General features: G+C 61.1%; 11 protein-coding genes, 1 tRNA gene and 1 pseudogene. 3 read left to right on the top strand and 10 right to left on the bottom strand.

The genetic code is table 11. From position 1 onward, the window contains the following. Nucleotides 1-51: 51 nt before the first annotated feature. From FBY30_RS18685 to FBY30_RS18680, 3 genes are all read right to left on the bottom strand, one after another. Complete coding sequence (locus tag FBY30_RS18685; protein ID WP_235009505.1) at nucleotides 52-906, bottom strand: IS3 family transposase; 855 nt, start codon at nucleotides 904-906, stop codon at nucleotides 52-54. After that, nucleotides 903-1,229, bottom strand: a complete 327-nt coding sequence (locus FBY30_RS21085; RefSeq protein WP_235009504.1) for a helix-turn-helix domain-containing protein — start codon at nucleotides 1,227-1,229, stop codon at nucleotides 903-905. The genes FBY30_RS18685 and FBY30_RS21085 overlap by 4 nt, the downstream gene beginning before the upstream one ends. A gap of 315 nt (nucleotides 1,230-1,544) precedes the next feature. Beyond that, nucleotides 1,545-2,150, bottom strand: coding sequence for an ANTAR domain-containing response regulator (locus tag FBY30_RS18680; RefSeq protein ID WP_009358190.1), 606 nt, complete (start codon nucleotides 2,148-2,150; stop codon nucleotides 1,545-1,547). A gap of 202 nt (nucleotides 2,151-2,352) precedes the next feature. Between FBY30_RS18680 and FBY30_RS18675 the strand changes: the two genes are divergently transcribed. Continuing rightward, nucleotides 2,353-2,434, top strand: a tRNA-Leu gene (locus tag FBY30_RS18675). A 679-nt stretch (nucleotides 2,435-3,113) separates the two neighbouring features. Here the strand turns inward: FBY30_RS18675 and FBY30_RS18670 are convergent. Beyond that, on the bottom strand, nucleotides 3,114-4,157 hold the full coding sequence (locus tag FBY30_RS18670; protein WP_142134128.1) for a carbon-nitrogen hydrolase family protein: 1,044 nt from the start codon (nucleotides 4,155-4,157) through the stop codon (nucleotides 3,114-3,116). Between the two features lie 147 nt (nucleotides 4,158-4,304). Between FBY30_RS18670 and FBY30_RS18665 the strand changes: the two genes are divergently transcribed. Then, a complete protein-coding gene (locus FBY30_RS18665; RefSeq protein ID WP_142134127.1) occupies nucleotides 4,305-5,267 on the top strand; it encodes an AraC family transcriptional regulator in 963 nt (320 codons plus the stop codon). Between the two features lie 137 nt (nucleotides 5,268-5,404). On the opposite strand, the pseudogene FBY30_RS18660 reads toward FBY30_RS18665, so the two are convergent. The 4 genes and pseudogenes from FBY30_RS18660 to FBY30_RS18645 form a co-directional block, all read right to left on the bottom strand. Further along, a pseudogene (locus tag FBY30_RS18660) lies at nucleotides 5,405-5,911 on the bottom strand (IS3 family transposase); the annotation flags it as partial. Nucleotides 5,912-6,242: 331 nt separating this feature from the next. Further along, nucleotides 6,243-7,082: an alpha/beta fold hydrolase gene (locus tag FBY30_RS18655; RefSeq protein ID WP_142134125.1), complete on the bottom strand. Its 840-nt coding sequence runs from the start codon at nucleotides 7,080-7,082 to the stop codon at nucleotides 6,243-6,245. A gap of 41 nt (nucleotides 7,083-7,123) precedes the next feature. Beyond that, nucleotides 7,124-8,059, bottom strand: coding sequence for an alpha/beta hydrolase (locus tag FBY30_RS18650; protein WP_142134123.1), 936 nt, complete (start codon nucleotides 8,057-8,059; stop codon nucleotides 7,124-7,126). A 108-nt stretch (nucleotides 8,060-8,167) separates the two neighbouring features. After that, entirely contained in the window at nucleotides 8,168-9,496 is a 1,329-nt protein-coding gene (locus tag FBY30_RS18645; RefSeq protein ID WP_142134121.1) for an MFS transporter, read from the bottom strand. Between the two features lie 52 nt (nucleotides 9,497-9,548). Here FBY30_RS18645 and FBY30_RS18640 point away from each other — a divergent pair, with 52 nt between their 5' ends. Further along, a complete protein-coding gene (locus FBY30_RS18640) occupies nucleotides 9,549-10,595 on the top strand; it encodes a LacI family DNA-binding transcriptional regulator (RefSeq protein WP_142134119.1) in 1,047 nt (348 codons plus the stop codon). A gap of 72 nt (nucleotides 10,596-10,667) precedes the next feature. Here FBY30_RS18640 and FBY30_RS18635 read toward each other — a convergent pair whose 3' ends face one another. Beyond that, nucleotides 10,668-11,342: a response regulator gene (locus FBY30_RS18635; protein WP_142134117.1), complete on the bottom strand. Its 675-nt coding sequence runs from the start codon at nucleotides 11,340-11,342 to the stop codon at nucleotides 10,668-10,670. Next, nucleotides 11,339-12,934 carry a sensor histidine kinase gene (locus FBY30_RS18630; RefSeq protein ID WP_200830720.1) on the bottom strand — a complete coding sequence of 532 codons (1,596 nt, stop codon included), beginning with the start codon at nucleotides 12,932-12,934 and terminating at the stop codon, nucleotides 11,339-11,341. The genes FBY30_RS18635 and FBY30_RS18630 overlap by 4 nt, the downstream gene beginning before the upstream one ends. Between the last annotated feature and the right edge of the window lie 10 nt (nucleotides 12,935-12,944).

Genomic DNA, 12,944 nt, shown 5'->3' with positions numbered 1-12,944 from the left:
GACCCCTGCCTTTGAACTGGTCCCCGGAAGTTGGACTGGCCAAATAAGAGCCTAAGCCGCAAGGGCCTGGGTCCGGTATTGCACCGGGCTCAGGCCCTTGAGCTTTGTCGAGATTCTTTGGGTGTTGTACCAGCGGATGTATTCGTGCAGTGCCGCTGTCAAGGCGTCGGTGCTGAGGTATCGCACGTGATGGAAGAGCTCTTCCTTGAGGTGGCCGAAGAAGTTTTCCATCACGGCGTTGTCGTAGCAGTTGCCCTTGCGTGACATGGACTGGCTCGCGCCGGCTTCCTGTAAGAGTTTTCGCCATGAGACGTGCTGGTACTGGAAGCCCTGGTCGGAATGCACGAGTGGCTGCTGGTTATCCTCAAGGCCGGCAAGGGCCTGGCGTAGCGAATTATTGGTGAGCTCCAGATTCGGGGACGGGCTGATCGAGTAGGAGATGATCTGCCGGTCGAAAAGATCCATGACCGGCGAGAGATAGAGCTTACGGTCGCCGACGCTGAACTCCGTCACGTCCGTTACCCACTTTCGGTTCGGGGCATCCGCCTCGAACTCCCGGTTCAACACGTTCGGGGCAACCCTGCCCTGCCCGCCCTGGTAGGAGTTGTAACGCTTCTTCCGCCGGACCTTGCACACCAGGTTCAGGGACCGCATGAGCTTCAGCACGGTCTTTTTCGCGGCCGTCCACCCCTGCTTGAGCATCTCGGTGTGGACCCGCCGGTGCCCGTACCGGCCATGGTTCTTCTCGAAAATTTCCCTGACAGCGGCCTTGATGGCCTCCTGCGGATCAGGGCCTTGGATGCGTGCCTGATGATAGAAGAACGTGGACCTGGCAAGAGCTGCTGCCTGCAGCAGGACCGGAAGCGGGAAGTCAGCCTTGAGAGCGATGAGGGCTTGGACCTTCACCGTCGTTCCTGCGCCCTCAAGGCCCGCAATTTTCCCAGGTAAGCCACTTCCGCCCGCAACCGTTCGTTCTCCCGCCGCAACCGCTCCAGTTCCGATACCTCGGCCGGCTGCGGGGCACCGGGTGCCTTAGGCCTGCCCTTGGGCTTGGGACGTAACGCGTCTGGGCCCTCGCGGCGATACGCCCGGGCCCACGTCTTCAGTAGCGTGGGCGAGGACAAACCAACCTCCGCCGCGAGATCCGGGGCAGACTCACCGGCGATAAACCGTTCAACCAGCGCGAGCTTGAATTCGAACGAGTACACCTGTTTCGTCGGCTTGGCCACCAGCGCTCCTCGACCATGGATCTTCCACCGCCGATAGAGAACCCTTACCGGCGGGCGGGACACCCCCAGCAACGTCGCCGCTGCACTATCCGCGATGCCCTTCTCAAACCACGCTACAGCGGCCTCACGCTGAATCTCAGACAACGAACTACGTGCATGCATAAAACTGCTCCCCGGAAGTCGGAACTGAATTTCTCAGTCCAACTTCCGGGGAGCAGTTCACTTTCGGCGGGGGTCCTTTTCTGTTGTCTTTGGTGACGGCGCTACTTTGGTGCCGGGCCGTCGTCGTAATTTCTCCGGGCCCGGCCAGCCTTGCTAATTGACCTGGTTGATGATGGTCTCGGCGACCTCGCGCATGCTGAGGCGGCGGTCCATGGAGGTCTTCTGGATCCAGCGGAAGGCTTCCGGTTCCGTCAGGCCCATCTTCGTGGTCAGGAGGCTCTTGGCGCGTTCCACGAGCTTGCGGGTGGCGAACTGCTCCTGCAGGTCTGAAACTTCGCTTTCGAGGGCCTTGATTTCCTCGTGGCGGGAGAGGGCGATCTCCAGTGCCGGGATGAGGTCAGCGGGCGTGAACGGCTTGACCACGTACGCCATGGCGCCGGCGTCGCGGGCGCGCTCCACCAGTTCCTTCTGGCTGAAGGCGGTCAGCAGCACCACGGGGGCGATGCGGGCCTTGACGATTTTCTCCGCAGCGGAGATGCCGTCCATGACGGGCATCTTGACGTCCATGAGGACCAGGTCCGGCTTGAGTTCCTCGGCGAGCTGGACGGCCTTCTCGCCGTTGTCCGCCTCGCCCACGACGTCGTAGCCTTCGCCGCGCAGGATCTCGATGATGTCGAGGCGGATGAGGGTTTCATCCTCTGCCACAATGACGCGGCGCGCCGGCTGGGACGTGGGCTTGGACTCCGTCTGTTCAGTCACGGGATCTCCTTGAAAAGGTACGGCGGGACATCACTATCTTAGGTGCCACCGCGGCTGTACTTGGCTTGCAGGGGTTCGTTTGCGGCGACGGCGGCGCGATTCTGGAATTCAGCCTATCTGCATGTAGAGTAATTCCGCGTACGTGAAGCGATCGCGTTGCTCGCAGTCAGCTGTGGGCGTACTATCGCTCCTCGTATTCCGCGCCCGAGTGGCGGAATTGGCAGACGCGCCGCACTCAAAATGCGGTATCGAAAGGTGTGTGGGTTCGAGTCCCACCTCGGGCACGCATAACCCCTCGTCAGAGGGGCTTTTTGCTTTAACGTGTTGACATGACTTGTGGTGGCGTCCCTCTGACGCTTGGTGCGCGGGCTGTGGCCTGGCCGCCGCGGTGGCCTGTTCAGGTATGTTGGTGGCGGGTTCAAGTCCCTGGCTGGTGGGAATTCCGCCTGCTGAAGTGCGCTATATGATTCCCTCGTTCCGGTTCTTTCGAGTTACCTGGGGGTGACCTGCACCTATTCATGTGTTGGGGAAGCGGGGACGACATGACTTCGGAATTCGCGCCAAAGAGCGCCCCCGGAGTCGGTCTTACGACGCGCCGACAAGAGTCTCGCCCCGAGGTTTGTCCTGCCAAAGAGGGTGTGGACAGTGTCCACACTTACGTCTTCTTTATCGAAGGCCGAGTCAACTTGAGCCCGATGTCAGTTGGGCCCCCAACACGTCGTCTTCGGATGCCCTCCGCGGGTGCAAGAGGCAGTCAGTCCAGGTCTCGCCTGCCGCCTCTTTGCATCGAAACGCTAGGGATTTAAGACACTGAGGTTTCGAGACAGCCGCGCCCGGCCATGTCCGCAACCTTAAGTCTGGGAGTACGGCCGGGCGCTGGTTTTCCTGTCTTATCTGTTTCGGAGTTCTGCTTGTTCCGTCAGCGGAGGCGACGGCTCAGCGGTGCCTTACAGGGGCCGTGGATCACACATGCGCGGAAGCCTCTGCTTCTGAAGCTTCGTCCCACTGAAGGTCAGCCTCAAACGACGACTGGGTCTGTGTAGGCGCCTTCGGCATGGTGCTGCGACGGATGACCGGGGTGCGGGGCGTGTCGTCGAAGATTAGCCGCGTGACGTCGGCGCGGGCGTAGTGGCCTGCGGGGTCGACGGTGTTCTTGGCAAGGTCGATGTCCGCCAGGTCGAGGTCAGCGTAGACGATGCCTTCCTCGGTGGGGTCCAGAGGCTCTGTGATGAGGCCGGAGTGCGGACCGTACACTCGGGCGTAACCACCGCCGCCTGTGTAGACGGGCGTGGGTCCTCCGTCTGCTGTTGGGAACTTTAGGGCTCCGTCATCGGACATGATTTGCGTGGCGGTGATCACGAAGGCGCTGCCTTCGAGGGCGTATGTCTGGGAGCAGGCCATGATGGATTCGGGGCTGAGCGCCGGCACATTGCCCAGGATTCCGAGGCAGGGCCATCCGGCGACGTGGATCTGTTCGTTCTGCGCGTACATGGCATATTTTGTCAGCGGCTGGAGGTGTTCGAAGCACTGTAACGCCCCAACCCGGCCCAACGATGTGTCGAGGACTTTGATGCTGCTGCCGTCGCCTTCGCCGAACAGTGTCCGCTCTGCGTGGGTGGGCTTGAGCTTCCGGCGGTGCTGGATGATTTCCCCATCGGGTCCGATCACTGCCTGGGACATGTACAGTGAGCCGCCGTCTTTCTCGCTGAAGCCCACGACAACGGTGATGGAGTATTGCTTGGCGGCTTCGCGGATCTTGGCGATCTGCGGGCCGTCGATTCTGGGTGAGTTGGCGTGGTAGCGGGCGACGAACTGCATCTGTTCGTACACAGGGTAGGACCAGAGGAAAACCGGGTAGCCGGGAATCCATGTCTCCGGGAACGCGACCAGATCGGCTCCGCCAGCTGCGGCTTCGGCAATCAAGTGGACGGTCTTTTCCGTCGTCCCGTCAATGTCCAGCCAAACAGGTTCGGCCTGAACGGCTGCTACCCGCACCTTATCGCTCATCAATACTCCTCGTTATGCTTGAATGGTGCTTCCAAATTTATGATCCGGATCACTTAAAACCATTGGCAATTTCTGCATGCCTATCTACCATTCCTGCAGGTTCAGACCTCTCCTGACAGGTGCTCGTCAAGGAAGTCGGAGGGACGAATGACGGACGTCACGGTAACTGACGTTTTTGCGTGGCAGCATGCCGCGAGCCGCGCGTTCGTACCGCTGCTGTGCACAGCCCCCGGACCAGGTTTCGTGGCGCATCTTGAGTCCGTTTCGCTGTCCGGAGGGGTATCTCTAGCGAGGGTCCAGTCGGGGCCTCTTCTGGTGGAGCGCCCGGCACGTCTTGCCCGACGCAATGATGGTGATGACATTCTCATGTCGCTGCAAATGCAATCGACCGGGGCTGTCCAGCAGCATGGGCGCACTGCTGTCCTTGTCCCCGGCACCGCAGCTCTTTACGAGACAAACCATCCCTATCTGCTGGACCAGCCGCAGTCGGGCCAAGACCTCATCGTGCTTCGCGTTCCGCGTCGGCTTCTGGGATTAAAGGACCGGCTCATAACTGACCTGTGCGGGCGGATAATCGATCAATCCGTCCCGGGCATGGCCGCTTTCACTGGGTACGCCGCCGGTCTGGTAGCAGGCCGCGGACATATGGACCAGCGCGCCCGCGTGGAGCTGGGGCACATCAGCGCAGACTTGCTCTCGCTCGCCCTGCGCTCCTTCGCCGGACTCCATCAGGGCTCGCAGAGCGATGACGAGACATTGCTCGAATCGGCAAGGGAATACATCAGGCAACATCTCGCCGACCCGGACCTCACGGTGGAGCGGCTGGCCACAGCGCAGAATGTCTCCGTCCGTAAACTCCACGAACTGTTCGCAGCGATTGGGGAAACGCCGGGAGTTTACGTGCGCCGGCGCCGCATGGAACGCGCCACGGCCCTCCTTGCTGCACGGCACGAAACCCGGCAGGGCGTGGGATCCATCGCGATTGCGTGCGGATTCCGCGACACGTCGACCTTTGTTCGAGCCTTTACTCGCGTGTACCAGTGCACCCCCACTCAATGGCCTCCTACGGCCAGCGCATTGGACGGAGCTCACGTGTCGTCTGCTAAGTAGCTAGCAGGCAAGAGGTTTCAATCCTGTCATTTTCAGAAGCTGACTGCACAGAAGCTCCCATGGTTATAGGAGTTGTGCAGAGGACTCTAGAGCAATGGTCGGTCGATAATCCCCTGCAAATGGTGCTTTCGTTCGCTACCGTGGTCCCTGCATAAGCGCTGGACCCTGTTCTCGCCCGCCAGGATGCCTTTCTCCGGGAGTTCGTCGGCGATGAACCGGTACCCGAATGCCGGATCCTCTGCGGGGATGTCCAGGGCGGCGTTGACCAGGTGTGCATCGAGCCAGTCTCGTTCCGTTACCGGGCTGGTCTTCCATCGGTAATAGCCTTGCTTGCTGAATCCCAACACCCTGCAGGTCACTGCCACGGGAACACCGTCGGCGGCAAGATCCGTGACCAGCGGGTAGATCATTTTGGGTCTCGTTCACCTGCTCTAAAAGGCGGTTCCGCTTCTTCAGCTCCCGCATCTCTGCCGCCTCTGCCGCAGGCGGGTCGGCCCTGGAATCTTTACGTTCAGCGATGGCAATCCAGCGCTTGAGTGTGGTGACAGAAAGTCCGATGTCCTTCCCGATCTGCGTCAGTGGTGCCTCGCCCTTGCGGGCCACATCAATTACTGGCGGAACTCCGCCCGATAAGGCGTGGGCATGGTCAACATCCTTCTACGAGCACAAGCTCGCTAGGCCAAGGAGTCAACAAAACCAGGGGCAGTCCCAACGGGGACTTGATAGACGTCGTGCGTGGCGAGGGCCGTCTAGTCACTTTCTTTCGGCTCTGCAGGTTTCTGCGAACAAGATCAGGGCTCTGCTGACAGGCGAAACTTGCCCGGCCGGGTGCCTGGACGTCAGTTTGTGTCTTAACCAGACGATGGCTCGTGAGTTGGATTCTTCAGGCCTGTTGAGTCTGTTTACACAAGGTGCTGGGTGAAGAGCGGCACGGCGTGGTCGTGCCATTGACTGTGGATGGAGTGGTTTGGGAGTCTACGCGGCCGATGCTGCTGTTGCTCGGCTCGCGTTGTTGGTGATCTCGCTGACGAAGTCCGGCCAGAGAGGTTTGGGAATTTCGTGGCCCATGCCGGGAAAGACCCGCTGATACGAGTTGTCGATCAGGTTGTGGAGTTCGTCCGATGCTTTGTGGTCGATTAGCAAATCTGCGTCCCCGGTAAGAATGACGGCGGGCGCAGAGATAGCCTGGACTTTTTCGACACGGTCGGGGGCGGTGAAGACCGCTTTCGCTTGCCGGGCGTTGCCGCTTTTCACAGGGTCGCGATCATAGGCTTCTGCAGCGAGTCGGCGTAGCCAGTTCACGTCCTGAGCATAGTCACGTGAGCGGCAAGCCTGTTCGCCGGCCAGGAATTCGAGGATTGCTTCTTCACGCGTAAAGCTTGATTGATCCTTCAGGATTTCGCGGTCAGCCGCTTGCGGGAGGAGCCACTTCGCAGATGCTGTGGTGTAGATGAGCGCTAGGGACGCCACGAGTTCTGGGTGGGCGATGGCCAGTTCTTGGGCGATCATGCCGCCCATTGATTGGCCGACGATGTTTGCCGGTGCGATGCCGAGCGCTCGGATGAGCCCTGCGGTGTCCTCTGCCATGTCGGTGATCGAGTATTCCTGCCCGTCGAATTTCTGCGACAGTCCAACATCACGGTTGTCGAACCGGATGACGTGGAAACCGGCGTCGACGAAGAGCTGGCAGAGTTCGGGCCGCCACTTGATCATCTGGGCGGTGAGTCCCTCGATGAGGACCAGTGGAGACCCGGCGGAGGGACCGAAGGTGTCGTAGTTCAGGGTCGTTCCGTTGGCGACGGTGATGGTGCTCATACTTGTTCTCGTTAATCTTGGGTCGTTGAGTTGGGAGCGGTTTATTCAGAGACGCTGCTGATCCCGGCGATAGCGTTGGCTCGCCAGGTCCGGGCGGCATCGAGGACCTGGGTCATCATGGCGCTGGAATGGATCTGTCCTGCAGCCATTATGTAGCTGACGGGAACGCCTGCTTCTTCGAGTCGTCCTGCGTATAGTTCTGCGCTGCCGCGTGTTAGATCGAACTCTGAGGTAAGTATCAACGCTCGGGGTAGTCCCGACAGGTCCTCGGCCAGGAGGGGGGATGCATAGGGGTTCTCTGCGTCCTTTGGATCAGCGAAGAGGTCGCGGGTTACTACGTCGGCCTCGGCTGCTTCGAGGAGGTATCCCTTGTCGTATTCGTGGAGCATTGTTTTCCAGGTAAGGTCAAGGGCCGGGATTTCCAGTAGCTGCAGGGCGATGGGGGGCCCGGATTTGTCGCGTGCCATGAGCGTGGTGGCGGCGGCGATGTTTCCGCCCGCGGATTGCCCTCCGATGACGATTCGGTTGGAGTCTATGCCCAGTTCCTCTGCGTGTTCTGTAACCCAGAGCAGTGCTGCGTAGGCGTCGTGGACGGCGGTGGGGAACTTGTGTTCGGGTGCCAGGCGGTAGCCGACTGAGATGACAACGGCGTCAGCCCCGACGCACCGTTCCCGGCATGTTCCGTCGATGTAGTCGTAATGGATGGAGCCGCCCCGGAAGCCGCCGCCGAAGAGATTGACGTAGCCGGTGTGCGGGCCAGGGGAGGCGGGGGTGTAGATCAGCAGCTCTATGCTCCCGCCCTCGACGGGTATCTGGACCAGCTTCCGGTCGGCAACTTCCGGGTAGGGTTCGGCAAGCTGGGCTGCGAGGGCGTTGACGATAGTCTGCTCGGTCTCGCGATGAGCGGCCGGATCATCGATCACGACGGGAGGGGGCACCTGTGTTAGCAGGTTGGCGAGGACGGGATCAAGAGGCATGCTGATACTCCGGTGTGTCAAGGAAGTGGCAGATGATGATTTGTGGCATCCGACGGCGGCATCCGCCGTCGGATGCGCGGGTTGGGTAATGCATGGTGTAGGCGTCGCTTAGGTGGTGATGGGTTCACCATTGGTTACGGCCGTGGGTTCCTGCTCGTGGTCGAACTCATTGGTGATGCGTCCGCCGCGGAAACCTATCCATCCAACGAGGACGCCGAGCAGGGCAGCGCCTGCTGATGCTATGTAGACCATTGATGGGGAGAGCACGATCAGGGCAGGGATGATCGCGGAAGTGATCGCGGCCATCACACGCCCGAAGGTGAAAACGAAACCTTGGCCCGTCGAACGCAACATCGTGGGGAATGATTCATTCGCCCACATGCGTGCGATGGGCTCCCCTGCGGAGGTCTGGCCGATGGAGGCAATGAACCAAGCACCCAAAAGAGTGACCAGGCTGAACCCGAAGACGACCGGGATCATTAACCCTGCCACGAACACTGCTCCACCGATGAGGAACAACGGCATCCTCAACCGACCGCCGGCGAACTTCATGTACACGCCCAGGGCGATGAGGCCGATCGGGAACAGCGCCAGGGAGTAGGGGACGAATTCCTCCACTGGGATGCCTGCCACGTTCGCGGCGACATAGGTAGAGAATGCGTTCGTGATGGTGCTTGCGCACGTGACGAGAGCGTAGAAGACCATCAGCACAACGAAAGGCCGACGGAACGGAGGCTGGAGCAGATCCCGCATGCGCGCCTTGTCAGCACGGATGGTGTGGACGCCAAGGCGGCGTTCCTCCCGGGACTGCAACCACATGGGAGATTCAGGGACCGTCAGTCGCAGGAGCAAGCCGATAAGGGCGACGACGACGATCAGACCGTAGAGGATCTGGCCGCTCAGCCGCCCCATCCCTCCTGTCGCGGTGGTGACGATAACGACAATGAACGCCGCGGCGACCCACATGACCTGAGAGAAGACGAGCATAGCGCCGCGGTTCTTGTCGGTCGCCGCTTCCGCTACCGTTGCCAGTGACACCGGCAGGTCCGCGCCGACACCGAAGCCGAGCAGAGCCAGTCCCGCGAAAAGAATCCAGAAGTCAGTCGCGAAGGTCGGGGCGAGGCTTCCGATCACGATCATTGCCATGGTGATGATGAAGACCTTGCGCCGGCCATAGATATCACCGAGCCGACCACCGACCAGCGCACCAACTGCCAGGGCAACTGTCACGACCGCTGTCAGCATGCCAACGTCGGTCGGTGTCAGGCCGATGGTCTGCTGGTAGATCACCAACGCTATGCCGTTGACGGTCAGTGCCCCGCCGTCCACAAACGACGCGAGGCCGGCGATGATCGCGACCCGCCACGGGTGGCGATATGCGCCCGTGGGTTCAGCACCCGCTGACTGGCCAGAGGGTGACACAGGGGCTAACGACATGAATCCTCCTTGATTAATCGTGTAAAGCACGTGATGAAGACCATAAGGGTGTATGGTTACTCGCGTCAAGCATTGGGGAGGAAGATCTGTGACAGACGGACCGGTAAGGACTGAAGACGTTGCCAGGGAAGCCGGTGTTTCACGGGCGACTGTCAGTTACGTCCTCAACGGCCGTCGGGATGTGAGGGTCAGTGATACGACCCGTCGCCGTGTGCTCGATGTTGCCCGCCGGATCGGGTACGTCGGTTCACCTGCCGCCAGGGCGCTGCGCAACGGACGCGGTGACGTCGTGCTGCTGTTATTGCCCGATTGGGAAGTGACCGGTCAACTTGAGCTTCTCCTGGGGCACGTCGGACAACTCGTCGGCCAGCACGGCCTGGTATGTCTGCGCTACGAAGGAGCCCAATGGCAGGGCTCGCTCAATACGGTTCTTGCCCGCATCTCTGCGGCGTGCGTCGTCACCTTCGATCCATTGTCTGAGGATGATGCGAGGGCATTGCAGTCCGCGGGGGTGCCGGAAGTGCACACGGGGATCCTCGACTACCCTGGAAGCCCGCACACGACGACCATTGGTCAGGCCGCGATTGTCGCCGCACAGGTAGACCATCTCCTGAACCAGGGGTACAGGCGTCTGGCATACATGGCGATGGATGAACCTCGTGGCCGGAAGTTCGTTGATGCCCGCGTCGCCGCGTTCGATGAGATCTGCCGCGCGCGCGGTATCCCTGATGCGCTCATCACCGTGGCGGATCAGAACCTTGAAAGCATCATCTCAGCTTTGAGCGGCTGGGTTGCCACGTCACCTGAGCCGCTGGGGGTGGCCGCCTGGAATGACCTCGCCGGGCTTGGTATCCTCAGCGCAGCAGCTAAGTTGAGCATTCGGGTCCCGCACGACCTAGGCGTGATCGGCGGAGACGACACTCTGGTGGCAGCACTGACCAACCCGTCACTGAGCAGCGTCCGCTTCGACCTCACTACCGAGGCGGAGGGCATAGCCGCGCGTATCGCGAGCATTCTCGGATACGACACGAACCTGCGCGCGCCCGACGGCGCGCTCGTGGAAGCCATCGCACGCGAATCCAGCCAACTGCCCTCTTAGTCCCAAGGCGTAGCCTGCCAAGGGAGTTCCAGAACAGGAAGGTTTGGCGCCAGTCGTGCGCGCAACGTGTCTTTATCTTCGCCGGTATTTGCGTTCGGGGCGTCCTGCCCGGCCGTATTCAAGACGTACGGTTGCACGTCCGGTGTCGGCGAAGTACTCGAGGTACCGCCTCACGCTGACCCGGGATATTCCGAGAGCGTCAGCGCAGTCAGAGGCGGACGTTTCTTTGCCGGACCCGAGCAATTCTGCCACGAGCGCCGCGGTCTCTGCGCTGAGGCCTTTGGGAAGCACGGGCAGCGTCTCCGTGAGTGGAGCGGCCGAGTATCCGAAGATCTTATTGATGTCTTCCTGCCCGGCCGCCGCGGCGTGGCTTAGTGCTTTGACTTGGTCCCGGAAGCGTTGGAGCTGGGCCACCAGGTCTTCGTATTCGAACGGCTTGATGATGTAGTGGACCGCGCCCCCTTCGAGGGCATCGCGGACGCTGTGTGCTTCGGTTGCTGCGGTGATGATGATGACACCGACCGGGACGCGCTGTGTGCGCCATTCCCGGAGGAGGTCCAAGCCGTTCGCGTCGGGAAGGTGAACATCCAGGAGGATGAGGTCAGGGCGCAGTTTTTGGACTGCTTCGCGCGCGGATTTCCCGTTGTGGACAGTGCCTATCGCGTGGAAGCCATCGGTCTGGTTCACGAATCGGGAGTGGATTCCCGCTACCCGGAAATCATCTTCGACGATGAGGACGCTGATCATCGGCGGGCTGTAGCGTAGGGGAGGGTTGCCTCGAAGACGGCACCATGGTCGTTGCGCACTGTTACTGATCCTTTTCTTTTTGAGCAGACGAGGCGAACCAGCGCGAGACCGACCCCGCGTCCGGCTGCAGGTGCGGGCTTAGTGCTGAAGCCGCGGGTGAAGATCCGCTGTTCAAGGTCCTCGGGTACTCCTGGGCCCGGATCGCTGACTTTAATGGTGAGCATTGAATTCTTGTCGCTGATGTGTACGAGTACGGTGGCCTCCTCCAGGCCGGCGATTGCGTCGACAGCATTGTCAATGAAGTTTCCGAGCACGGTGATGGCGTCGGCTGCCAGGGATGGCTCCAGCGGGCCAAGCTGCGATTCCTTGTCGAGCCGGAGGTCGATACCAGATTCTTCAGCGAGGCTTATTTTAGCCACAAGCAGCGCAGCTACCGATGAATCACCGATGCGACTGGCGATCTCCCCGTTGATCTCGGCGCGTCGCCGGGTCAATGCCCGGATGAAGGACTTGACCTCGGCGAAGTCGCCCAGTTGCAGCATGCCTGAGACGGTGTGCAGCTGGTTGTAGAACTCATGGGTTTGGGCCCGGAGGGTTTCGGTGATGCTTTGGTTCGCCGCGAGCTGGCTTTGAAGTTCGGCCAGCTCTGTCCGGTCCCGGAGCGTTGTTACGGTTCCGATTGGTTTGCCGCGGCTGCCGACGGTCCTCCGGTTCAGGACCAGCAGCCGGGAGCCGCTGACCGCCATGGTCTCTTCTGCATCTGTGGTGCCCAGCAGCAGGTCCCGTACGTTTTTCTCGAGTGGCAGTTCCTGGGTGCGTTTGCCGACGGAATCTCCTGCGAGTCCGAGCAGTTCGATGGCTGGTTGGTTGAGCAGGGTGATTCTTCCGTCAGGCCCGATACCAATGACGCCTTCACGGATGCTGTAGAGCAGCGCTTCACGGTTGTCGGCCAATTCGGCGATTTCCTCGGGTTCCAACCCCCTGGTTCGCCGACGGATCAGGCGTGACAGCAGCCAGGAGCCTGCCAGGCCCAGTGCGGCGCCCATACCCAGGAAGAACATCAAGTCGGGCACCGCTGCGGCCAAGGCGCTGCCAAACGCTGGGTAATCTTCGGCGACCACAGCAAGACCCAGGACTGTCCCATCCGACTTCAGGACCGGGACGCGCGCTGCGATGGTTTGCCGTCCCCATAAGGCGAGGTTGCCGGTCCAGGAGCGCCCCAGCGGGCTCTTCTCCGCCGCCAGGTCCACCTCGTCTCCGACAGCTTCCGGCTCGGAGGAGGCCAGAACGGCCCCTCCGGGGTTGGTAATGGCGACGACCGAAGCCCCGGAGAGGGCGCGGGCCTTGTCCACGTCAGGGGCCAGGATGACAGAGGCCTGTGCGGCGGCAATATCGTCCCTGACGACGGGCGTGGAAGCGAGATTCTCGGCTATTGCCAGCATCCTCTGTCCGTGGACCTCCACGAAGTCAGCCCGTGACTGGGTGACGGACACCATCGTTACAGCCAGCAAAACTATGGTGATCACCCCGAGCTGGAGGAGCAGGAACTGCCGGGATAGGCTCAGCCGGCGTCCCGGTGCTAATGCGACCACAAAGACCACA

Origin of the sequence: Arthrobacter sp. SLBN-83 (genome assembly GCF_006715285.1) — a bacterium.
Lineage (GTDB): Bacteria > Actinomycetota > Actinomycetes > Actinomycetales > Micrococcaceae > Arthrobacter.
The sequence above is the reverse complement of the archived record's forward strand: the minus strand, read 5'-3'. Positions and strand labels throughout refer to the sequence as shown.

What these genes read in the sequence shown, in the direction of transcription:
- FBY30_RS18670 (WP_142134128.1), bottom strand. Translation starts at nt 4,157, where the DNA reads ATGAGCGATAAGGTGCGGGTAGCAGCCGTTCAGGCCGAACCTGTTTGG.
- FBY30_RS18665 (WP_142134127.1), top strand. Translation starts at nt 4,305, where the DNA reads ATGACGGACGTCACGGTAACTGACGTTTTTGCGTGGCAGCATGCCGCG.
- FBY30_RS18655 (WP_142134125.1), bottom strand. Translation starts at nt 7,082, where the DNA reads ATGAGCACCATCACCGTCGCCAACGGAACGACCCTGAACTACGACACC.
- FBY30_RS18650 (WP_142134123.1), bottom strand. Translation starts at nt 8,059, where the DNA reads ATGCCTCTTGATCCCGTCCTCGCCAACCTGCTAACACAGGTGCCCCCT.
- FBY30_RS18645 (WP_142134121.1), bottom strand. Translation starts at nt 9,496, where the DNA reads ATGTCGTTAGCCCCTGTGTCACCCTCTGGCCAGTCAGCGGGTGCTGAA.
- FBY30_RS18640 (WP_142134119.1), top strand. Translation starts at nt 9,549, where the DNA reads ATGGTTACTCGCGTCAAGCATTGGGGAGGAAGATCTGTGACAGACGGA.
- FBY30_RS18635 (WP_142134117.1), bottom strand. Translation starts at nt 11,342, where the DNA reads ATGATCAGCGTCCTCATCGTCGAAGATGATTTCCGGGTAGCGGGAATC.